The sequence below is a fragment of the Nocardioides sp. CPCC 206347 genome (assembly GCF_048654605.1).
In the GTDB taxonomy this organism is placed as follows: domain Bacteria; phylum Actinomycetota; class Actinomycetes; order Propionibacteriales; family Nocardioidaceae; genus Nocardioides.
Genome location: NZ_JBMCYZ010000006.1, coordinates 112,729 through 132,970, shown reverse-complemented (window position 1 = coordinate 132,970; position 20,242 = coordinate 112,729). Strand labels below are relative to the sequence as shown.

21 protein-coding genes are annotated in these 20,242 nt (G+C 71.3%); 8 read left to right on the top strand and 13 right to left on the bottom strand.

Translation table 11 applies throughout. The features are described 5' to 3' along the window. Positions 1-16: 16 nt before the first annotated feature. The 6 genes from ACOACQ_RS19960 to ACOACQ_RS19935 are packed head-to-tail and all read left to right on the top strand — an operon-like array spanning position 17 to position 5,309. On the top strand, positions 17-991 hold the full coding sequence (locus tag ACOACQ_RS19960; RefSeq protein ID WP_378597799.1) for a glutamate-cysteine ligase family protein: 975 nt from the start codon (positions 17-19) through the stop codon (positions 989-991). Next, positions 988-1,989 carry a glutathione synthase gene (locus ACOACQ_RS19955; protein WP_378597798.1) on the top strand — a complete coding sequence of 334 codons (1,002 nt, stop codon included), beginning with the start codon at positions 988-990 and terminating at the stop codon, positions 1,987-1,989. The genes ACOACQ_RS19960 and ACOACQ_RS19955 overlap by 4 nt, the downstream gene beginning before the upstream one ends. Then, on the top strand, positions 1,986-2,381 hold the full coding sequence (locus ACOACQ_RS19950; protein ID WP_378597797.1) for an MAPEG family protein: 396 nt from the start codon (positions 1,986-1,988) through the stop codon (positions 2,379-2,381). Before ACOACQ_RS19955 ends, ACOACQ_RS19950 begins: the two co-directional genes overlap by 4 nt. Positions 2,382-2,385: 4 nt before the next feature. Then, positions 2,386-3,111 (top strand): gamma-glutamyl-gamma-aminobutyrate hydrolase family protein, encoded by a 726-nt coding sequence (locus tag ACOACQ_RS19945; protein WP_378597796.1) that lies wholly within the window; start codon positions 2,386-2,388, stop codon positions 3,109-3,111. A 10-nt stretch (positions 3,112-3,121) separates the two neighbouring features. Next, complete coding sequence (locus ACOACQ_RS19940; RefSeq protein WP_378597795.1) at positions 3,122-4,417, top strand: MFS transporter; 1,296 nt, start codon at positions 3,122-3,124, stop codon at positions 4,415-4,417. A 10-nt stretch (positions 4,418-4,427) separates the two neighbouring features. Further along, positions 4,428-5,309, top strand: a complete 882-nt coding sequence (locus ACOACQ_RS19935; protein ID WP_378597794.1) for a 1,4-dihydroxy-2-naphthoate polyprenyltransferase — start codon at positions 4,428-4,430, stop codon at positions 5,307-5,309. Between the two features lie 140 nt (positions 5,310-5,449). Here ACOACQ_RS19935 and ACOACQ_RS19930 read toward each other — a convergent pair whose 3' ends face one another. Next, complete coding sequence (locus ACOACQ_RS19930) at positions 5,450-5,710, bottom strand: DUF4229 domain-containing protein (RefSeq protein WP_378597793.1); 261 nt, start codon at positions 5,708-5,710, stop codon at positions 5,450-5,452. A gap of 83 nt (positions 5,711-5,793) precedes the next feature. On the opposite strand from ACOACQ_RS19930, the gene ACOACQ_RS19925 reads away from it, so the two are divergent. After that, complete coding sequence (locus tag ACOACQ_RS19925) at positions 5,794-6,045, top strand: hypothetical protein (RefSeq protein ID WP_378597792.1); 252 nt, start codon at positions 5,794-5,796, stop codon at positions 6,043-6,045. Positions 6,046-6,113: 68 nt separating this feature from the next. Here the strand turns inward: ACOACQ_RS19925 and ACOACQ_RS19920 are convergent, their stop codons facing one another. From ACOACQ_RS19920 to hemL, 7 genes are read right to left on the bottom strand one after another with little or no spacing between them, the layout of a single operon-like run. After that, entirely contained in the window at positions 6,114-6,839 is a 726-nt protein-coding gene (locus ACOACQ_RS19920) for an SDR family NAD(P)-dependent oxidoreductase (RefSeq protein WP_378597791.1), read from the bottom strand. A 13-nt stretch (positions 6,840-6,852) separates the two neighbouring features. After that, positions 6,853-7,911, bottom strand: coding sequence for a c-type cytochrome biogenesis protein CcsB (gene ccsB, locus ACOACQ_RS19915; protein WP_378597790.1), 1,059 nt, complete (start codon positions 7,909-7,911; stop codon positions 6,853-6,855). Further along, positions 7,908-9,488 (bottom strand): cytochrome c biogenesis protein ResB, encoded by a 1,581-nt coding sequence (gene resB, locus ACOACQ_RS19910; RefSeq protein ID WP_378597789.1) that lies wholly within the window; start codon positions 9,486-9,488, stop codon positions 7,908-7,910. Before resB ends, ccsB begins: the two co-directional genes overlap by 4 nt. Next, a complete protein-coding gene (locus ACOACQ_RS19905; protein WP_378597788.1) occupies positions 9,485-10,249 on the bottom strand; it encodes a cytochrome c biogenesis CcdA family protein in 765 nt (254 codons plus the stop codon). The genes resB and ACOACQ_RS19905 overlap by 4 nt, the downstream gene beginning before the upstream one ends. Continuing rightward, positions 10,249-10,827, bottom strand: a complete 579-nt coding sequence (locus ACOACQ_RS19900; RefSeq protein WP_378597787.1) for a TlpA disulfide reductase family protein — start codon at positions 10,825-10,827, stop codon at positions 10,249-10,251. The genes ACOACQ_RS19905 and ACOACQ_RS19900 overlap by 1 nt, the downstream gene beginning before the upstream one ends. A 5-nt stretch (positions 10,828-10,832) precedes the next feature. Next, a complete protein-coding gene (locus tag ACOACQ_RS19895; protein ID WP_378597786.1) occupies positions 10,833-11,528 on the bottom strand; it encodes a histidine phosphatase family protein in 696 nt (231 codons plus the stop codon). Then, positions 11,525-12,871 (bottom strand): glutamate-1-semialdehyde 2,1-aminomutase, encoded by a 1,347-nt coding sequence (gene hemL, locus ACOACQ_RS19890; RefSeq protein ID WP_420289135.1) that lies wholly within the window; start codon positions 12,869-12,871, stop codon positions 11,525-11,527. Before hemL ends, ACOACQ_RS19895 begins: the two co-directional genes overlap by 4 nt. Positions 12,872-13,144: 273 nt before the next feature. Between hemL and ACOACQ_RS19885 the strand changes: the two genes are divergently transcribed. Further along, a complete protein-coding gene (locus tag ACOACQ_RS19885) occupies positions 13,145-14,359 on the top strand; it encodes a lytic murein transglycosylase (protein WP_378597784.1) in 1,215 nt (404 codons plus the stop codon). A 57-nt stretch (positions 14,360-14,416) separates the two neighbouring features. On the opposite strand, the gene hemB is transcribed toward ACOACQ_RS19885, so the two are convergent. From hemB to ACOACQ_RS19860, 5 genes are all read right to left on the bottom strand, one after another. Further along, complete coding sequence (gene hemB, locus ACOACQ_RS19880) at positions 14,417-15,412, bottom strand: porphobilinogen synthase (protein ID WP_378597783.1); 996 nt, start codon at positions 15,410-15,412, stop codon at positions 14,417-14,419. 98 nt (positions 15,413-15,510) lie between these two features. Beyond that, positions 15,511-17,187, bottom strand: coding sequence for a uroporphyrinogen-III synthase (locus tag ACOACQ_RS19875; protein WP_420289134.1), 1,677 nt, complete (start codon positions 17,185-17,187; stop codon positions 15,511-15,513). Further along, positions 17,184-18,167 (bottom strand): hydroxymethylbilane synthase, encoded by a 984-nt coding sequence (gene hemC / locus ACOACQ_RS19870; protein WP_378597781.1) that lies wholly within the window; start codon positions 18,165-18,167, stop codon positions 17,184-17,186. The genes ACOACQ_RS19875 and hemC overlap by 4 nt, the downstream gene beginning before the upstream one ends. Beyond that, positions 18,164-19,474: a glutamyl-tRNA reductase gene (locus ACOACQ_RS19865; protein WP_378597780.1), complete on the bottom strand. Its 1,311-nt coding sequence runs from the start codon at positions 19,472-19,474 to the stop codon at positions 18,164-18,166. The genes hemC and ACOACQ_RS19865 overlap by 4 nt, the downstream gene beginning before the upstream one ends. Further along, positions 19,471-20,178 carry a redox-sensing transcriptional repressor Rex gene (locus tag ACOACQ_RS19860; RefSeq protein ID WP_378597779.1) on the bottom strand — a complete coding sequence of 236 codons (708 nt, stop codon included), beginning with the start codon at positions 20,176-20,178 and terminating at the stop codon, positions 19,471-19,473. Before ACOACQ_RS19860 ends, ACOACQ_RS19865 begins: the two co-directional genes overlap by 4 nt. Positions 20,179-20,242: the final 64 nt, after the last annotated feature.

Genomic DNA, 20,242 nt, shown 5'->3' with positions numbered 1-20,242 from the left:
TTTATCAGGAGTTGTCATGGATGCACGAACGATCCACTCCCAGGTCGCCCGGCTCTTCCGCCCCCTGTACGCCGGCGGCACCCGCACGGTGCGCGCCGCCGTCGAGCAGGAGTTCTTCGCGGTCGACTTCTTCAACGGCAGCAGCGTCGATCCGACGCGCGTCCGGGACGCGGTCGCTGGACGTCCCTACGCCCCCTGGGTCAGCTTCGAGCCCGGCGGACAGGTCGAGCTCAGCCTTCCCGTCGCACCGTCCGCGGCGGCGGCCGGACGCCACCTCGTCGAGGTGACCCAGGCACTCGCCGCGGACCTGCTCGGCTCCGGGATCGTCCTGTACGCCCAGCCGGTGCGGGCCTGCGAGCCCACCACCTCCCGGTTCCTGCGTTCGCCGCGGTACGACGCCATGGAGCGCCACTTCGACACGATCGGCCCCGCGGGACGCCGGATGATGCGCCACACCACCTCGACCCAGGTGTGCCTCGACTGGTGGCCGGGCCGCGCCGGCCTCGAGCAGTGGCGACTCCTGCTCCTCGCCGGCCCGTTCCTTGCCGCCGCGACCGCACGCAGCACCGGCCCCACCGGCCGGCTCACGACGTGGCTGGCCGCCGACCCGGACCGCACAGCGTTCGACGACCGGCTCCTGCGCGGCGACCCGGTGGCGGCGTACTCCTCGTTCGCGACCAGCGCCATGGACTTCCTCGGCGAAGGCGTCGAGGCACATCTGTCCACGCTCTTCCCTCCGGTGCGGCCGCGCGGCAGCTACCTGGAGGTCCGGTTCCCGGACGCCCAGCGCGCCGAGGACGTCGGGGAGCTGGCCGAGGGCCTCGCCGCTCTGCTGTACGACGACGAGCGCCGCCGTACCGCCCTCGCCTCCCTGGCGGGCGAACAGTCCCGGCTCGCCGAGCACTGGGCGGCTGCGGCCGCCGGGACCGGCGACGCAGAGCGCGGCCTGGCCCTCCTCGGCTCGCGTCGGGCGATGGAGGTGGCGGCATGAACGTCCTGGTCGTCACCGACCCGGTGGCCGACATCGACCCCACCATCGACGCGACGGTCGGCCTGGTGGCGGCACTGCAGCGCCTCGAGGTCCCGGTCTGGATCAGCACACCCGCGGACCTGTCCGTGGTCGACGGTCGCGTGCGGACGCTGGCCGCGCGCGTCGTGCTCGCCCCGCGCACGCGGGGCCGGGACCACCGCTGGATCGTGGAGCGCGACTGGTTCCACGTCGTCGAGCGGACCCGGTTCGACGTCGCGGAGCGGATGGACCTAGTGCTGCTGCGCATCGACCCGCCCGTCGATGCGCGCTACCTGCACACGACGTACCTCCTCGACCTCGTCGAGGCGGCCGGCACCCGCGTGACCAACCGGCCCGAGGGAGTGCGCGCCCTGCACGAGAAGGCCGTCGCCCTGCGCTTCCCCGAGCTCTGCCCGACCACACTGGTCACCACCGAACCCGCGGAAGTGCGGCGGTTCGTGGCCGACCACGGGGCGGCGGTCATCAAGCCCGTGGACGGCTTCGCCGGCCACGACGTGTGGCTGCTGCACGACGACGGAGCAACACGGGCGCTCGCGGAGTCGGCCACCGCGGGCGGGACCCGGCACGTGATCATGCAGGAGTACCTCGCTCGCGTGGAGGCCGGCAACAAGCGCCTGTTCCTGCTCGACGGGGAGATCGCCGGCGCGGTGCTGCGGCGCCCCGACAACGACGACTTCCGGATCGGCATGCCGTGCGCACCCGCCGAGGTCGACGACGCGGATCGCCACATCGCCCACGCCCTCGCTCCCCTGCTGCGCCAGCACGGCATCGCCCTGGCCGGGCTCGACGTCATCGACGGCCGGCTGATCGAGGTCAACGTCACCTGTCCCGGCGGGATGGCCAAGACCGACGCCCTGCTCGGCACCGACCTCTCCGGCGCGATCGTGCGCCGGCTGCTCGACCTCGACGAGACCCACCCCTCCTCCCCTTCCGACCTGAAAGTGATGGCCACCCGATGAGCACGATCGTGATCACCTGCATCGCCCTGATGGGCATCCTGCTGTTCCTCCTCGGCGCCAACGTGACCCGGCACCGGGCGATCCGCGGCGACAAGGGACCGCAGATGCCGACCGACCCCGCCGACCGCCTGCTCATTGCGCAGCGCGCACACGGCAACGCGGCGGAGTACGTGCCGACCCTCGTCGTCCTGCTCGTCGTCTGCTCGACGCTGACCGACGGCTGGTGGCTCGACGCCCTGGCGATCGTGGCCGCCGCCGCCCGGTTCACCCACGCCTACGGCATGCTCCGCGCCACGACGCTCGCGGCCCACGGCCCGGTCCGTGACTCGGGCGCGATGTTCACCTACCTCTCCGGCGTCGCCCTCGGGGTGACGGCCCTGGTCGCGATGTGACCCGATGAGACGGTCCACGGCGGGACGGCCCGTGATCGGCATCGCCGGCCACGGGTACGACGTCCCGAGGCCCTTCGGGACCCTCCCCGTGTACGGCGCCCCGCAGTCCTACGCGACGGCGATCCGCGCGAGCGGAGGGCTGCCGGTCGTGGTGCCGCCGGGCGCCGGCATCGACCTGCTCGGCGTGCTCGACGCCCTGGTCCTCACGGGCGGTGGCGACATCGATCCCGCCCGCTACGGCGGCGTGCCGGGGGCGGCGCGCGACGTGGACGCCGGGCGGGACGAGGAGGAGATCGACCTGGTCCGGGCGGCCGCCGTCGACGAAGTCCCGGTGCTCGGCGTCTGCCGCGGCCTGCAGGTCCTCGTCGTCGCGTTCAGCGGGACGCTGCGCACCGACGTGGACCACGATCATCCCGCGACGGGGCACGCTGTCACGACCGCACCCGGTTCGATCGTGGGCACCCTGATCGGCGCGGCCTCGACGACCAGCGCGCTGCACCACCAGGCAGTGGAGGATCCGGGACCGACGTGGGTCCCCACGGCCTGGGCGGGCGACGGGGTGATCGAGGCCGTCGAGCCCCGGCACCCGGGCTGGCCGGTGCTCGGCGTGCAGTGGCACCCCGAGCTCACCTGGAACGAATGGCCGCACGACCCGACCGGCCCGGCAATCTTCGGGTGGTTGGTCGCCGCGGCAGAAAAACGTTCGACACGGAGCCCGGTCGCGTCGTAAAATCGTCTTGATGTCAAGACAAGTCTCGGAACGCCTCCTGCGTCTCGCCGGCCCGACTTCCCTGGTCCGCCGGCTCTCGGCCCAATCGGTCCTCTCGGCATTCGGAGACGGCGTCTTCCTCACCGGCAGCGCCGTCTTCTTCACCCAGATCGTGGGCCTCAGCGCCGCGCAGGTCGGCCTCGGGCTGACCGTCGCCGGCGTCGTGTCGTTCTTCCTGGCCGTGCCGCTCGGCAAGCTCAGTGACCGGTACGGCGCCCGCCGGGTCTGGGCCATCGCATCGCTCATCGAGGCGCTGCTCTACGTCGCGTGGCTCGCCGTCGGCGGCCTCGCCACCTTCATCGCCATGATGATCCTGCTCGAGGCCGTGCAGGTCGGGAGCCGGGCAGCCCGCAACGCCTACCGCTTCGACATCTTCCCCCGCGAGGAACGCGTCTCGTCCAACGCCTACTTCCGGGCCGCCCGCAACGTCGGGTACACCTTCGGCGCACTGCTCGCCGGTGTCGCCCTGGCGACCAACAGCAACGACGTGATCCGCGCGGTACCGCTGATCACCGCCGGGTTGCTGCTGCTCAATGCCCTGCTCGTGTCACGACTCCCGGCCGCCGTACACGCGGCGACGGAGGAGCAGGCCGAGTCGGCGCTCGAGGCGGCCTTCGACGACGCCGGCGACAAGCAGAGTGCGCTGCGCAACCGGGGCTACCTCCTGATGTCGATCTTCGGCGGCGTGCTGGCCACGCACCAGGTCCTGCTCAACGTGGTGATCCCGCTGTGGCTGGTCGAGGAGACCGACGCACCACGCGTCCTGCTGGCCTGGCTGTTCGGCACCAACACGGTGATGGCGGTGGCCCTGCAGGTCGCTGCCGCGCGCGGCATCACGACCGTCTCCGACTCGCTGCGCGCCCAGCGCCGCGGAGCAGTGTTCTTCATGCTGTCCTGCGGGATCGTCCTGGTCACCCACGACACGATCGGCTGGGTGACCATCGCCCTGGTCTGGATCGGTCACGTCACGGTCACCGGTGCCGAGCTGTTCCAGTCGGCCGGCGAGTGGGGCCTGCAGGCCGAGCTGTCGGACCCGAACCGCCGCGGGGAGTACCAGGGCGTCAGCCAGCTGGGCCACACTGTCGGCTCGGTCTGGGCCCCGGCCGCCTACACGTTCCTCGCGATGGAGTGGGGTGCACAGGGCTGGCTGGTGATCGCCGCGATCGTGCTGGTGGCGGCCATAGCCATCCATCCGGCCTCCCGTGCAGCCGAACGGCACCTGGAGCGCTCGACCCCTGCGCCACGCCCGGCACCCGAACCTGCTTGAATCGCCGATCATGGCCACCCCCGCCCACTGGATCGCCGGCGCCCGCCTCCGGACCCTGCCCGCAGCCGTCGCCCCCGTCCTGGCCGGCACCGCCCTTGCGGCGTACGACGACCACGCGGTGTGGTGGAAGGCGCTGCTCGCGCTCGTGGTGAGCCTGGCCCTCCAGGTGGCGGTGAACTACGCCAACGACTACTCCGACGGCATCCGCGGCACCGACGACGAGCGCGTCGGACCGCTGCGCCTGGTCGGCTCCGGGCTCGCGACGCCGGCCGCCGTGAAGCGCGCAGCGTTCCTCGCCTTCGGCGTCGCCGGCGTTGCCGGACTCGCCCTGGCAGCCACCACGTCGTGGTGGCTGGTCGCGATCGGGGCGGTCTGCGTGCTGGCCGCGTGGTTCTACACCGGCGGCTCGAAGCCGTACGGCTACCTCGGCCTCGGCGAGGTGATGGTCTTCGTGTTCTTCGGACTCGTGGCCGTGGTGGGCACCACCTGGGTGCAGACCGAGTCATGGGGCACCATCGGCTGGGCGTCCGTCGTGGCCGGTGCCGGTGTCGGCGCCCTGGCCTGCGCGATCCTCGTGGCCAACAACCTGCGCGACATCCCGACCGACACGGTCTCAGGGAAGATGACGCTCGCCGTACGCCTGGGCGACGCCCGGACCCGAAAGTTCTATGCCCTGCTCGTGCTGGCCTCGGCGGCCGCCGTCATCGGCCTCGCCGTCCTCACCACGTGGTGGGCGCTGCTCGGCCTGGGCTTCCTGCTCCCGGCGGCCAGCGCGGCGCGCATCGTCCTGGGTGGCGCGCGCGGACCGGCGCTGATCCCGGTGCTCCAGCAGACCGGCATCGCCGAGCTGGGCTGGGCGATCCTGACCGGCCTCGGCCTGGTTGTTGCCTGAGGACTGACCCGGCGCCGGCTGGCTTGTCGCCATGCCAACTCGAGCCCTTGCAAAGTCAACCGCGGCGCGGCAGCGCGTCGAGAGGCGCGATGGCAGCTTGCTGCCCCTACCGGGCGCCGGAGACGCGCTCGCGCAGACTGTCAGTCGTCGTCTTCCTTGGCGCGCGATTCCTCGAACCGATCGACGATCCGGTCCGCCCGTCCGGCGACCCGGTGGGCGAACGCATTGCGCTGCCGCGCGAGCAGTGTGTACGACGCGAGGCCGCTCACCAGGAACGCGAACACCACGACGAGCAGCAGGTTGACGGAGTCCGCCACCAGGAACCACACGCCGAAGATGGTGCAGAACGCGGCGATGAACAAGGCGAGGCGCAGGCCGGTGTAGATCCAGAACTCCTTCACCCGCACAGGGTAGGCGTCGTGCCCGGACGTCCGGGCACGGGCATCCGGCAACGAGATGACCGGGCCGGGCCTACGCTGAGGGTGTGAAGTTCCTGCTGGTGGTCATCGTCTTCGCGGTCGTGACGTATCTCGCGATCCGCTGGATGCAGGACCGCGGCCCCGGAGCCTCCCCGGCCAAGCGCCGCCCGTCCCGGCCCCAGCCGCCCAGCCGCCCGATTGCCCCGGACGACGACGAGTCGTTCCTGCGCGACCTGGAGCGCAAGCGCCGCAAGCAGGCCCGCGACGCGAAGCCGCCGGACCCGCCCACCCCGCCTGCCCCCACGTCCGACTCCTGACCCCTCCCTCACCAGGTTGATTGATATCAATCAACCTGCGGAACGGGTGGTCCGAGCGAGCACGCCGGTCAGCGACCGCCGGCCACCCGCAGCGTGGTGGCGGTGACGTACGCCGCCTGGTCGCTCATCAGCCACGCGACCGCGTTGGCGATCTCCTCGGGCTGACCGGCCCGGCCGAGCGGGATCTGCGGCGCCATCCGTTCCACCCGTTCCGGGTCGCCGGTGGTGGCGTGCAGGTCGGTCGCGATCAGGCCCGGTGCGATCGCGACGACCCGGATGCCGCGGTCGGCGACCTCGAGGCCGAGGCCCCGCGTAGCCGCATCCAGGCCGGCCTTGGCCGCGGCGTAGTGGACGTACTCCCCCGGCGAACCGATGGTCGCGGCCCCCGAGGTGATGTTGACGATGACACCGCCGCGGTCCAGGAGCGCCACCGCTGCGCGGGCCACCAGGATCGGGCCGGTCAGGTTGATGTCGATGGTCCGCCGGATCTCTTCGGTCGGCGTCTCGTGAAGCGGCGCGAAGCGGTACGTCGCACCCGCGTTGTTCACGACGCCGGTGATCGGACCCACCTCGGCGGCGCGGGCGAACAGCTCCTCGATCCCGGCGTCGGTGGTCAGGTCGGCGCGGACGGTGACGCAGCGGACGCCGAGAGCGGCGATCACGTCGGCCGTCGCGCGGGCACTCGCCTCGTCACTGAGGTAGCCGAGCACCAGGTCGTGGCCCTCGCCTGCCAGTCGAGCCGCGATGGCGGCACCGATGCCGCGTGTTCCTCCGGTGACGATGGTCAGGGACATCGAACCAGCACCCCTACAACAGGGAGACCAGCGCGGGCGCCGGCGCGTCATCGACGAACCGCTCGACGGCGTACGAGTGCTGGCTGGTCGTCGAGAAGTAGTTGATCCCGATGAAGTTGAACCACAGGGTGGCGAGGCCGACGAGCGCGAGCATGGCGGCCTTGCGGCCCTTCCAGCCGGCGGTGGCACGGGCGTGGAGGTAGCCGGCGTAGACCACCCACGTGATGAACGCCCACACCTCCTTGGGGTCCCAGTTCCAGTAGCGGGACCAGGCCTCGTGCGCCCAGATCGGGCCGGTGATCAGCACCGCGAAGGTCCAGACCGGGAACGCGAAGGCGTGCACGCGGTAGGCGAGGCGGTCCAGCGCCGGCAGATCGGGCACGCGGCCCATCCAGCGGGAGAGCTCCCGTCCCGCGGCGGCGGCGCGACGCTCGGCCCGCATCCGGACGAGGTACATGATCGAGGCGATGCCACCGAGGGTGAACGTGCCGGTGGCGATCACGGCCGACACGACGTGGATGACCAGCCAGGGCGAGTTGAGCGCCTCGGTCAGCGGCGCGACCTCGTCGTGCAGCCAGATCACCGCGGTCATCAGGACCGTCAGCACGAAGCCGACGACGATGGGGCCCATCCAGGCGAGGCCGAACCTCTTGTGCAGGCCGACGTACAGGAGCGTCACGACGAAGGTCCCGGACACGGTGAACTCGTACATGTTGCCCCAGGGCACCCGGTTGGGGTCGGCGGCCATGCCGCGCCCGAGCAGGGCCACGAAGTGCACCGCGCAGGCGACGATCGTCAGCAGGAAGCCGAGGCGACCCAGGAACGCGATCGTCAGCCGGGAGCCGAGGCGGCTCAAGAAGGTGTCCCGCGCACCTCGCTCCACCTCGGAGGTCGAGGAGGTCGCACTGCGACCGTCTCGAGACCCGTCGCCACCGCCGGCCGCGACCAGCTCGCCCGCGGGCTGGCGCATCGCCGCCCACTCCGCAAGGTGGACGAGCAGCGCGATGAAGTAGACGAGACCCGCCATCGCAACCGCCTGGTTGCTCAGGGTCTCCCACGCGGTGTTGCTCACTTCGGTGCCTCCTGCAGTTGCGCCAACAGTCTGGCGAGGATCTCGTCCGTCTCACCGTTGCCGGAGCGATCGAGTACGGCGACCTCGACCCGAGTGCCGCCCGTGCCGTCCATTGTGTCCCCCGAACCCGCGACCGCCCGCACCCAGACCCGTCGTGGCCGCAGGAACAGCGACATGCAGAGCCCGATCAGGGCGAGCACGACACCGAGCAGCGCGACGCCCTTGCCCGGGGTCTGGCTGATCTGGACCCGGATCCACGGGTCGACCCGGTCGAAGGTGACCGAGCCCAGGCCGTCCGGCAGCTCGACGGTGTCGCCGATCTGCAGGTCGAGGCGGAACGGCTTGCCGTCCTCGCCCTCGACCGGGGTGGCCTTCGACTTGTCGAGCACGTAGACCGACTGGGAGCGACCGTCGTCCAGGCCGAGGTCACCGGTGTAGGCCAGCAGCGACAGCGTGGGGAACAGGTCATCACCGAAGACGGTGACGGGATCGCCATCGACCATCTCGAACGTCGGGTAGAAGAGGCCCTCGAGCCCGATCTGGCCGGGCTTGGCGGCGGGCGCCTTGACGACGCCGAAGGACAGGAAGGTCGCGTCCTGCGGCAGGAACACGGTCGGCCCGGTCGCGACGACGTCGCCCTTGCCGTCGCGCACCGTGATCACGGGGGCGTACCCGTGGCCGATCAGGAACACCTCGGTGCCGTCGACGTTCAGCGGGTGGTTGACCCGCAGCGTGTAGTCCTTCGCGTCGGACTGGCCCTCGCGGTAGGACAGGTCGGCCTCGAACTTGCGGGCCTGGCCCGCGCGCGGCCCGTCCCTGAGCCAGTCGACCCGGAACTCGTTGACGCTGAACCGGAAGTCCTTCATCTGCTGCTGGGTGAACAGTCCGCCCGGCTTGAAGTCGTCGTACTGCGTGAGGTTGTTGCTGAAGGTGCTGCCCTCAACGAGGATCACGCCGCCCTGGTAGCCCCAGAGCCCGCCGACCGCGAACCCGGCCAGCACGATCAGCACTGACAGGTGGAAGACCAGGTTGCCGGCCTCGCGCAGGTAGCCCCGCTCGGCCGAGACGGCGTCGCCACCTTCGGCGTCGGCCCGCAGCCGGTGCCGGCGGCCGAGCACCGCACGCGCCCGGTCGAGGACCTCGTCCGGCGTCAGGTCCGTCGTGTACGACGCATGGGCCGGCAGCCGCGACAGGTGACGCGGCGCTGCCGGGGGCTGGGCACGGAGCGCGCGGAGGTAGACGAACAGGCGCGGCACGATGCAGCCGACCAGCGAGAGGGTGAGCAGCAGGTAGATCGCGGAGAACCACGGCGAGCTGTAGACCGAGAAGAGGTCGAGGCGTTCGTACAGCGGGGTCAGCTTGGGGTGCTGGTCCTTCCAGCGGGTGACGGCGAGCGAGTCGACGCCCTGCTGCGGGATCACCGATCCGGGGATGGCAGCGAGGGCGAGGACCAGCAGCAGGATCAGCGCAGTGCGCATCGAGGAGATCTGTCGCCAGACCCACCGGGCGAACTCGCGCGCGGTCAGCTCCCCGGGACGGCGCTCGCGGGCGTCGGGCTTCGGGCCGGAGGTGCTCACAGCGCGGTCTCCCCGAAGTCGACGGTGCGCAGCTGCGCCCACTGGACGACGTGGTCCCACCAGCCGGTGACCATCAGCACGCCGATCACGACGAGGAAGAACCCGCCCGTGCGCATCACCGCGACCTGGTGGCGCCGGACCCAGCGCAGGGCGCCGACGGTGCGGTTGTAGAAGACCGCGACCAGGACGAACGGCAGGCCCAGGCCCAGGGCGTAGCAGAGGGCGAGGAGCCCGCCGCGCGCTGCGGTGGCGCCGTCGGCGTACGTCAGGTTCAGGATCGCCCCGAAGGTCGGGCCGATGCAGGGGCTCCAGCCGATCGCGAACATCGCGCCGATCACCGGCGCGGCCCCCAGGCCGACGGCCGGCACCTTGTGCATCCGGAAGTCGCGCTGCAGGAACGGCACCAGCCCGGCGAACGACAGGCCGAGCACGATCAGCAGCACGCCGAGCACGAGCGTGATCGTGTTCTCCCACTGCTGCAGCTCGGCTGCGAAGCCACCGAAGGCCGTGCCGGCGAACACGAAGACGACCGCGAAGCCCAGCACGAAAAGCACGGACCCGGCCAGCATCCGGCCGCGACGCTGGCCCGCCTCGCCACTGGCAAGGTCTGCTCCGGACAGGCCGGTGGCATAGGAGAGGTAACCCGGGAGCAGCGGCAGCACGCACGGGGAGAAGAAGGAGACCAGGCCGGCGATCAACGCCACCGGCACGGCCAGGCCGAGCGAGCCGACCGAGGCCTGCTCCGTGAACCACTCGCCCATCAGTCGCTCTCGGCCAGGGTGTCGTCGATCAGCGTGGAGAGCGTGCTCTTCGACGGGATGGGTCCGTTGATCAGCGCAGCGACACGGCCGTCCTTGTCGAGCAGGATCGTGGCGGGCGTGGCGTGCGGGGAGAACTTGCCCAGGCGCAGCAGGGTCTCGCTGCCCGGGTCGTAGAGGGAGGGGTACTCGACCCCCCGGTCGCGCTCGAACGCCGCCGCGTTCTCGGGCGCCAGGTCGCGGATGTTGATCCCGACGAAGGCCACCTCGTCGGCGTCGACCTCGGCCTCGGTGTCGACCAGCATCGGCATCTCGGTGCGGCACGGACCGCAGCCGGACCACCAGACGTTGAGGACGACGACCTTGCCGCGCAGGTCGGTCACGTCCAGCGCGTCACCCTGGACCGTCGTACCGGCGAAGTCGACGGGGTCCTCCCGGTCGCCCTTCGCCACCTCGATGACCTGGCCGTCGCCGGGGACGTAGTCGAGGTCGCCGGTACCGCCGATGTCCGAGCATCCGGCCATCAGCACCACGGCGGCGATCAGTGCCACCGAACGGGCGACACGACTCCTGCGGGTCATGCGGGTCATTCGGGAGGCGTTCCCTCCGGCTTGTTCTCCTCCGGCGCGTCACCGGCCGAGAACGGCGCGGCGATGTCGCCGGTCGGGATCAGGTCGATGGCGGGCTCGGCGTAGCTGACCTGGACCAGCTCCTCGCCGGCGAAGTGGAAGGAGGTGATCGAGCACAGCGTGCACTGGCGCTTGCGCGGGTCGTGCAGGAACGAACGCTTCTCGGCGGCCAGACGGGTGGTCCAGATCGGGAGCTGGTGCGAGACCAGGACGGCCTCGTGGCCCGTCGCGGCGACGCGGGCGTCGTGGACGGCCGCCATCATCCGCTCGACGATGGCCTTGTACGGCTCACCCCACGACGGCTTGAACGGGTTGTAGAGGTGGCGCCACAGCAGCGGGTTGCGCAGCGCGTTGTTGCCCTTGCCGAAGGTGAGCCCCTCGAACTGGTTGGTCGACTCGATGACCCGCGGCTCGAGGGTGACCTCGAGGCCGAGCTTCGCCGCGAGCGGTGCCGCCGTCTCCTGGGCCCGCTCCAGCGGCGACGAGCGGAGCACCGTGATGTCGTTGCCTCCGAGCGCCTCCCCGATCCGGTCGGCCATCGCGAGGCCGCGGGTGGACAGGTGGAACCCGTCGCGGCGGCCGTAGAGGACACCCCCCGGGTTGTGGACCTCGCCGTGGCGGACCAGGTGGACGACGGTGTCGGGCGTGCTCATGCGGTCTCCCCGGAAACGGCCGCGGCAGCCTCGGCTGCAGCGGGAAGGGCGTCAAGGACGTGCTCGACGGCGCGGTCGTCGTGGGACGACGACACGAACCAGGCTTCGTACGCCGACGGCGGCAGGTGCACGCCGCGGTCGAGCATCGCGTGGAAGAAGGCGCCGTACGCCGCCACGTCGGTGCGCTGCGCCTCGGCGTAGTTGGTGACGGGTTCCTCGGTGAGGAACACCGAGAACATCGAGCCCGTGGACTGGATGACGTGGGGGACGCCAGCGGCCGTGAACGCCTCGGCCGCGCCGGCACGCAGCGCGTCGGCGACGACGTCGAGCCGGGCGTAGACCGCGTCGTCGGCGGCAGTCAGGGTGGCGAGGCCGGCGGCGGTGGCGATCGGGTTCCCGGACAGCGTGCCCGCCTGGTAGACCGGCCCCTCGGGTGCGAGGTGCGCCATCACGTCGGCCCGGCCGCCGAACGCGGCGGCCGGGAAGCCACCGCCCATCACCTTGCCGAAGGTCGTCAGGTCGGGGGCCCAGCCCTCGACGGCACCGTCGGTGCCCCACTGGCCGGACGCGGAGACCCGGAACCCGGTCATCACCTCGTCACTGATGAACAGGGCGCCGTGGGCACGACACGTCTCGGCGAGGAACTTGTTGAAGCCCGGCGCCGGCGGGACCACGCCCATGTTGCCGGGCGCCGCTTCGGTGATGAGGCAGGCGATCCGGTCGCCGTACTCGGCGAAGACGGCGGTGACCGCAGCCGGGTCGTTGTAGGGCAGGACCACGGTGAGGTCGGTCGAGCTGGCCGGTACGCCGGGCGTGCCCGGGACGGAGAAGGTGGCCAGGCCCGAGCCGGCCGACGCAAGGAGCGAGTCGACGTGGCCGTGGTAGCAACCGGCGAACTTCACGACGACGTCGCGGCCGGTGAAGCCGCGCGCCAGCCGGATCGCCGACATGGTGGCCTCGGTGCCCGAGGAGACCAGGCGCAGGCGCTCGACGGGGGTGCGCGCGACGATCGCCTCCACCAGCGCGACCTCGCCCTCCGTCGGCGTGCCGTACGACGTCCCGCGACCGACCGCTTCACGCACGGCCTCGACGACGGCCGGGTGGGCGTGGCCCAGCAGCATCGGGCCCCACGAGCAGATCAGGTCGACGTAGGTGTTGCCGTCGACGTCGGTCAACCAGGGACCGGTCGCGGAGGCGATGAAACGAGGGGTTCCGCCGACCGCGTTGAAGGCGCGGACCGGCGAGTTGACCCCGCCGGGAGTCACTGCCCGGGCCCGGGCGAAGAGGGCGTCGGAGCCGCTGGTGGGGCCGGTGGTGGGGCCGGTGATCACGAGGTCGGGCACCGCGCCATTGTCACTGATCGACCCCAGCCGCCCGCCATCGCGGTCCGATTGGCCCCCGGGACTAGTTCGTCGGGCACATACCACGCCGTCCGCTTTGTGAGCGGGAACATGTGACACCCGTAACGTCGGTGTGTCAAACTTCGTTGTCCAGGTGTCATGCCATTCGGTTGGCCCACATCGTGGGTCACCGGACTACGCGTGACGCACGGGTGGGCCCAGCGAGGGAGTGGCCCACGGAAATCGGCCGAAAGGCCCGGGGAGAGAGTCCGATACATGTCGAGGAAGCGTCTGGGGCGTCTGCAGCGCGTCGCCACCATCATTCCGCTCGCTCTGCTTTCAGCAGCGTGGACCGCATCCGTTGCCGGTATCGGCAGCGTCGCAGCGCCGGTCATCGCCGCTGAGGGTCCGGGACAGGTCACCGACGGCACCAGCGTGCCCGAGGAGTCCATCGAGGACCCGGCCAGCTTCTCCGACCCGGCCAACGTCGAGGGTCTCAACGGTGGCAACGAGGCGGGCATCATCTCCGCCGCGTCGACCAACGCGATCCCGGCCGCCGCTCTCGCTGCCTACCAGCGTGCCGAGACGGTCATCAACTCCGCGGACGAGTCCTGCAACATCACCTGGCAGCTCATCGCCGCGATCGGCCGTGTGGAGTCCAACCACGGTCGCTTCGGCGGCAACGTCCTCAACGACGACGGTGTGGCCACCCCGGGCATCTACGGCCTCCCGCTCAACGGCACCAAGAACACCCAGGCGATCTCGGACACCGACGCCGGTGTCTACGACAACGACGCCAAGTGGGACCGCGCCGTCGGCCCGATGCAGTTCATCCCCTCGACCTGGCAGGTCGTCGGCGTGGACGCCGACGACGACGCCGCCCGCAACCCGCAGGACATCGACGACGCTGCTCTCGCGGCCGCCGTCTACCTCTGCTCGGGCGACGGCGACCTCTCCACGGTCGTCGGCCAGCGCGCCTCGGTCTACCGCTACAACCACAGCCAGGCGTACGTCGACCTGGTCCTCAAGATCATGAACGCCTACCTCGAGGGCGACTTCACCTCGGTGCCGAACAACTCGACCGCCGCGGGCTACGTCGTTCCCGAGCCGCCGAGCTTCAACTCGGGCCACAAGAAGGGCAGCAAGGGCGGTTCCAGCAGCACCGGTGGTTCGTCCACCGGCGGCACCGGCGGCACCGGCCAGACCCCGGGTGGCGAGACCCCCGGTGGCGAGACCCCCGGTGGCGAGACCCCCGGCGGCGAGACCCCCGGCGGCACGCCGACGATCCCGAAGACCAACACGCCGCTCGACCCGGTCATCGAGACCGTCGACGACGGCGTCGGCGCGGTCACCTCGAACCTGATCAGCGGCCTCCTCGGCCCGCTCGTCAAGGCCGAGGCCGGACCCGCCTGCAAGGCGGCCTACCCGAAGCTCACCCAGACGGTCCAGCTGCTGAACTGCCTGCTGAGCTACGGCCTCGCGGCGCCGTAACACCAGAACAACGAACGAGAGCCCCGGACCAACGGTCCGGGGCTCTCGTCGTTTGCGTCAGCGGCGCAACAGTCCGGCGGCCTCGGTCGCCCAGTACGTCAGGATCATGTCGGCGCCGGCACGACGGATCGAGGTGAGCGTCTCCAGGATCGCGGCCTCCCGCTCGATCCACCCGTGGGCGGCAGCGGCCTCGACCATGGAGTACTCGCCGGAGATGTTGTAGGCCGCCACGGGCACCCCGAAGTCGGCGGCGGCGTCCGCGACACGGCGCAGCACGTCGAGATAGGCCAGGGCGGGCTTCACCATCACGATGTCTGCCCCCTGCTCGATGTCCAGGAGGGCCTCCCGGACGCCTTCGCGGGCATTGCGGCCGTCCTGCTGGTAGGTGCGCCGGTCGCCCGTCAGCGAGCTGTCCACGGCCTCCCGGAACGGCCCGAAGAAGGCGGAGGCGTACTTCGCGGAGTAGGCAAGGATCCCGACGTCGGTGTGACCGACGTCGTCGAGGGCCGCGCGGATCACGGCGACCTGCCCGTCCATCATTCCGCTGGGGCCGACCAGGCCGGCACCGGCCTGCGCCTGCACGACGGCCATCGCGGCGTACTGCTCGAGCGTGGCGTCGTTGTCGACCCGGCCCTGGGCATCGAGGACGCCGCAGTGTCCGTGGTCGGTGAACTCGTCGAGGCACAGGTCGCTCATCACGACGAGCTCCTCCCCCACCTCGGCCACCACGTCGGCGATCGCGACGTTGAGGATCCCGTCGGGGTCGATGCCGCCGGAGCCGGTCGCGTCCTTGTGCTCGGGGATCCCGAACAGCATCACGCCGCGCAGTCCGGCTTCCGCCGCCTCCGCCGCCGCCTTGCGCAGCGAGTCGCGGGTGTGTTGCACGACGCCGGGCATCGAGCTGATCGGCATCGGTTCGCTGGCGCCCTCGCGGACGAACATCGGCAGGATCAGCTGGCCTGCGGACAGGTTCGTCTCCGCGACGAGGTCGCGCATCGCTGCCGTCGTACGAAGGCGGCGGGGGCGTACGACGGGGCGGTCGATGTCAGTCACGCCGCCATCCTACTTTTGTCGGGTCCGACCAAAAACAGTCGTGTGCCCGGGACCCCGCCATGACGGGCTCCCGGGCACACGACCCAGAGCGGGACGAACTACTCCGCGGCGGTCTTGCGGCGACGGGCCGACGGCTTGCGGTCGCTCGGCTTGGTGACGGGGTCACCGGCCTCGAGCATCGCCACCCGACGGGAGGCACCGAAGCCGGCGAGGGCCTCCACCAGCAGCTCGACGTCGGGCGCAGGCGCCATCACGTCGACCCGGAGGCCGTGCTCCTCGGCGGTCTTGGCCGTGGCCGGACCGATGACGGCGATGATCGTCGACGGGTGCGGCTTGCCGGCGATGCCGACCAGGTTGCGCACCGTCGAGGACGACGTGAACACGACGGCGTCGAACTTGCCCGTCTTGATCGCGTCGCGCGTCGGCGCCGGCGGCGGGGCCGCCCGGACCGTGCGGTACGCGGTGACGTCGTCGCACTCCCAGCCGAGGTCGATCAGGCCGGCGACGAGGTTCTCGGTCGCGATGTCGGCACGCGGCAGGAACACCCGGTTGATCGGGTCCAGCTGCTCGTCGTACTCGGGCCAGTCGGCCAGCAGGCCGGCCGCGGACTGCTCACCCGAGGGCGTCAGGTCCGCACGCAGGCCCCAGTCGGCGATCGCCTGGGCGGTCTTGTCGCCGACAGCGGCGATCTTGAGGCCCGAGAAGGCGCGGGCGTCGAGGCCGTACTCCTCGAACTTCTCGCGCACTGCCTTCACGGCGTTGATCGAGGTGAACGCGATCCACTCGTAGCGACCCTCGACGAGGCCGCGGACGGCCTTGTCCATCTGCTGCGGGTTGCGCGGCGGCTCGACCGAGATGGTCGGGACCTCCTCCGGCACGCCACCGAACTCGCGCAGCCGGTTGGAGAGGGACGCGGACTGCTCCTTGGTGCGAGGCACCAGGACGCGCCAGCCGAACAGCGGCTTGGTCTCGAACCACGAGAGCTTCTCGCGCAGGTCGACGACGGCACCGATGACCGTGATCGCCGGCGGCGCGATCCGGGCGGCGCGGGCGTCGGCGGCGATCCGCTCGAGCGTCGAGGTGATGGTCTGCTGCTCGGTGGTGGTGCCGACGCGGGTCATCGCGACGGGCGTCTCCGGGGAGCGACCGGCAGCGATGAGGGCCTTGGCGATCTCGGCGATCTGGCCGACCGCGGACAGCAGGACCAGCGTCGGGGCATCGGCGTACCGGGACCAGTCGACGGCCTTGTCGCTGCAGGTCACCACGGACACCTCGCGGTGGTCCTTGGTGGTCAGCGGGATGCCGGCGTACGCCGGGACCGCACCGACCGAGGAGACGCCGGGGACGACCTCGAACGGGAGACCGGCCTTGGCCACGGCCTGCGCCTCTTCGGGACCCGAGGCGTAGAGGAACGGGTCGCCGCCCAGGAGACGGACGACGCGCACGGGGCGCTTGGCCTGCTTGACGACCACCTTCGAACGGGCAGCGTGCGTGAGCGGCTGGCCGTCCTCACCGAAGCCACCGTCGATCAGCTCGGGAGCGACGTCGGAGGACAGCTCGCCGGTCGCCGCCGCACGGGCCCGCACGACGTCGACGAGCGACGCGTGGGTGGGGTCCTCGGTGATGATCACTTCGGCTTCCTCGATGAGCCGCACCGCACGCACGGTCAGGAGGTCGGGGTCACCGGGACCGGTGCCGACGAAGGCGACCCCACCGGGGCGGGCCTGGGGGGAGGCGGGAGTCGGGGCAGCCTTGGCTGTCGTGGCTCGCGTCATGCGTTGTGCACCTTTGCGGATCGTGCGGATGGGTCAGGGAGCGTGGTCAGTTCGGCCGCGCCGTCTTCGATCATTTCCTTGGCAAGGGCTGCGCCCAACGTGGCCGCGGTGCCGGGCCACGTCGTTTCGTCCTCGCCCAGGGGCGTGGCGGCGGAGCGGCGGACCGCGAGCGCACCATCAGTGGACAACGCCACGGCCCGCAACCACAATTCGGGGCCGTCATCACCTTCTGCTATGTCGGCCAGGGCACCGATGGGCGCCGAACAGCCGCCCTCGAGGGTGGCCAGCGCAGCACGTTCGGCGGTGACGGCAGCACGGGTCGCCGGGTCGTCCAGACCCACGAGCACGGCGAGGGTCGCGGCGTCGTCGGTGCGGCACTCGACCGCGAGCGCGCCCTGGCCGGGAGCGGGCAGCACCTGGAGCGGGTCGAGCACCTCGGTCGCCTCGTCCACCCGACCGAGGCGGGACAGCCCGGCGCGAGCGAGGACGACGGCGTCGTACTCACCGGAGGTGACCTTGGCGATCCGTGTGTCCACGTTGCCGCGTACGCCGACGAGGTCGACGCCGAGCCCGAGGGCTTCGATCTGCGCGACCCGGCGGGGCGATCCGGTGCCGACGCGGCTGCCCTGCGGCAGCTCGCCCAGGGTCAGCCCGTCGCGGGCCACGACGACGTCGCGCGGGTCCTCGCGCACCGGGATCGCCGCCAGCGTGATGCCGTCGGCGGGGTAGGTCGGGAGGTCCTTGAGGGAGTGCACCGCGACGTCGACCTCGCCGGCCAGCAGGGCATCGCGCAGGGCGCTGACGAAGACACCGACCGAGGACCCGGGGCCGGACAGCGGTGCTCCGGAGGCCTGGCTGCGGTCGCCGTCGGTGTTGATCTCGACGAGCTCGGTGGCCACGCCGAACCGGTCCCGCAGGGCGTCGGCGACGTGGCCGGACTGGGTGGTCGCGAGGGCACTGCGGCGGGTGCCGATCCTCATGACGGACCCTCCTCGACGACGACGGGGCGGGTGACGGCGTCGACGGCTTCCGGGTCGAGGGCGAAGAGCTCGGCCAGCGCAGCGGCGTAGGACACGGCGCCCTGGTCGTTGGCGAGCTCCTTGACCCGGACGGTCGGCTCGTGGAGGAGCTTGTCGGCCACGCGGCGGACCGTGTGGCGGATCTCCTCGCGGGTCAGGTCGTCGAGGTCCGGGAGCCGGCTCTCGAGGCGGGTCATCTCCGCGTCGACGACGCCGGTGGCCATCGAGCGCAGGGCGACCACGGTCGGCGTGACGCTGGCCTGGCGACGTGCGGCGAGGAAGGCGTTGACCTCCTCGGCCAGGATCCGGCGGACCTCCTGGACCTCGCGGCCGGTCGCGCCGCCCTGCAACACCTTGGCCAGCTCGGCCAGGCCGACCAGGCTCACCCGGGGCAGGTCGAGGACGTCGCGCGAGATGTCGTGCGGGAGGGCGAGGTCGATCAGCGCGAGCGGGCGCCCGGGCTCACCGGCGCGCGCCGCTTCGACCATCGCGCGGTCGATGAGGGCACCCGAGGAACCGGTGCAGCTGATCACGATGTCGGCGCGGGAGATCTCGGCGCCGAGCTGCTCGAGCGGGACGGCGTGCGCGGCGTACTGCTCGGCCAGGCGGGCCGCACCGTCGACGGACCGGTTGACCACCGCGAGGTGTCCGGCGTTCAGACGGCTGGCGGTGGCGGTGGCGAGACCGGCCATCGCGCCGGCACCGACCACGACGACGTACTTGCCCTCGACGGGGCCGACGGCCTCGGAGGTGACGTCCAGGGCGGCACTCACCAGGGACGGCGCGACCTGGTCGATCTCGGTCTCGGCGCGGGTGCGCTTGCCGACGCGGAGCGCCTGCTGGAAGAGGAGGTTGAGCGCGGGACCGACGGTGCCGAGCTCCTGGCCGCGGCGCAGCGCATCGCGGGTCTGGCCGAGGATCTGGCCCTCGCCGACCGCCATCGAGTCGAGGCCGGCCGCCACCTGGAAGAGGTGCGAGATCGCGCCGTCGTCGTAGTGGACGTAGAGGTGCGGAAGCATCCCCTCGGTCGACTCGCCGGCGCGCTCGACGAGGAGCCGGGAGATCTGCTCGATGCTGCCGTGGAACCGCTCGACCTCGGTGTAGATCTCGAGGCGGTTGCACGTGGCGATCACCGTGGCCTCGGTGACGTGCTCGCACGCGGCGGCGTCGGCGACGAGCTTCTGCACGCCGTCGTCGTCGAGGGCGACGCGCTCCAGCAGCGACATCGGCGCGGAGTTGTGGGAGATCCCGACCACCAGCACGCTCATGCAGCACCTCCATCAGCGGTGACAGCAGCGGCTGCGGCCGCGGCGTCAGCACCGTTGGCCTTGCGCTGCTCGTGGTAGGCGAGGATCTGCAGCTCGATCGACAGGTCGACCTTGCGCACGTCCACGCCCTCGGGCACGGCCACCACGGCCGGCGCGAAGTTCAGGATGCTGGTGATGCCGATCGCGACCATCCGGTCGGCGACGGACTGTGCCGCGAGGGCGGGCGTGGCGATGACACCGATCGCGACGTCGTGCTCCTGCACGATCGCCTCGAGCTCGTCGAACGCGCGTACGGCGACGCCCGCGACCGTCTGGCCGATCAGGTCGGGGTCGGCGTCGAGCAGTGCGACGACCCGGAAGCCGCGGCTGCGGAAGCCGGAGTAGTTGGCGAGCGCGTGGCCCAGGTTTCCGATGCCGACGATGACGACCGGCCAGTCCTGGGTGACCCCGATCTCGCGGGCGATCTGGTAGCGCAGGTAGTCGACGTCGTACCCGACGCCGCGGGTGCCGTAGCTGCCGAGGTGGGACAGGTCCTTGCGGAGCTTGGCGCTGTTGACGCCTGCTGCGATCGCGAGGTCCTCGCTGGAACAGGTGCGGATACCGCTGTCGGCCAGAGCCGTCAGCGCCCGCAGGTACACCGGCAGGCGGGCGACCGTGGCCTCCGGGATGACCCGGTTGGCGTCTGTCGAACTCCGTGTGCTCACAGCTCCACTTTCCAGTCACGACCAGCAGAACTAGGTGGGTCGCGGCTCGATCACTGTAGGAGTT

Coding starts and splice junctions, on each gene's coding strand:
- ACOACQ_RS19960 (WP_378597799.1), top strand. CDS start 17: ATGGATGCACGAACGATCCACTCCCAGGTCGCCCGGCTCTTCCGCCCC.
- ACOACQ_RS19955 (WP_378597798.1), top strand. CDS start 988: ATGAACGTCCTGGTCGTCACCGACCCGGTGGCCGACATCGACCCCACC.
- ACOACQ_RS19950 (WP_378597797.1), top strand. CDS start 1,986: ATGAGCACGATCGTGATCACCTGCATCGCCCTGATGGGCATCCTGCTG.
- ACOACQ_RS19945 (WP_378597796.1), top strand. CDS start 2,386: ATGAGACGGTCCACGGCGGGACGGCCCGTGATCGGCATCGCCGGCCAC.
- ACOACQ_RS19940 (WP_378597795.1), top strand. CDS start 3,122: ATGTCAAGACAAGTCTCGGAACGCCTCCTGCGTCTCGCCGGCCCGACT.
- ACOACQ_RS19935 (WP_378597794.1), top strand. CDS start 4,428: ATGGCCACCCCCGCCCACTGGATCGCCGGCGCCCGCCTCCGGACCCTG.
- ACOACQ_RS19920 (WP_378597791.1), bottom strand. CDS start 6,839: ATGTCCCTGACCATCGTCACCGGAGGAACACGCGGCATCGGTGCCGCC.
- ACOACQ_RS19905 (WP_378597788.1), bottom strand. CDS start 10,249: ATGGGCGAGTGGTTCACGGAGCAGGCCTCGGTCGGCTCGCTCGGCCTG.
- ACOACQ_RS19900 (WP_378597787.1), bottom strand. CDS start 10,827: ATGACCCGCAGGAGTCGTGTCGCCCGTTCGGTGGCACTGATCGCCGCC.
- ACOACQ_RS19895 (WP_378597786.1), bottom strand. CDS start 11,528: ATGAGCACGCCCGACACCGTCGTCCACCTGGTCCGCCACGGCGAGGTC.
- ACOACQ_RS19885 (WP_378597784.1), top strand. CDS start 13,145: ATGTCGAGGAAGCGTCTGGGGCGTCTGCAGCGCGTCGCCACCATCATT.
- ACOACQ_RS19875 (WP_420289134.1), bottom strand. CDS start 17,187: ATGACGCGAGCCACGACAGCCAAGGCTGCCCCGACTCCCGCCTCCCCC.
- hemC (WP_378597781.1), bottom strand. CDS start 18,167: ATGAGGATCGGCACCCGCCGCAGTGCCCTCGCGACCACCCAGTCCGGC.
- ACOACQ_RS19865 (WP_378597780.1), bottom strand. CDS start 19,474: ATGAGCGTGCTGGTGGTCGGGATCTCCCACAACTCCGCGCCGATGTCG.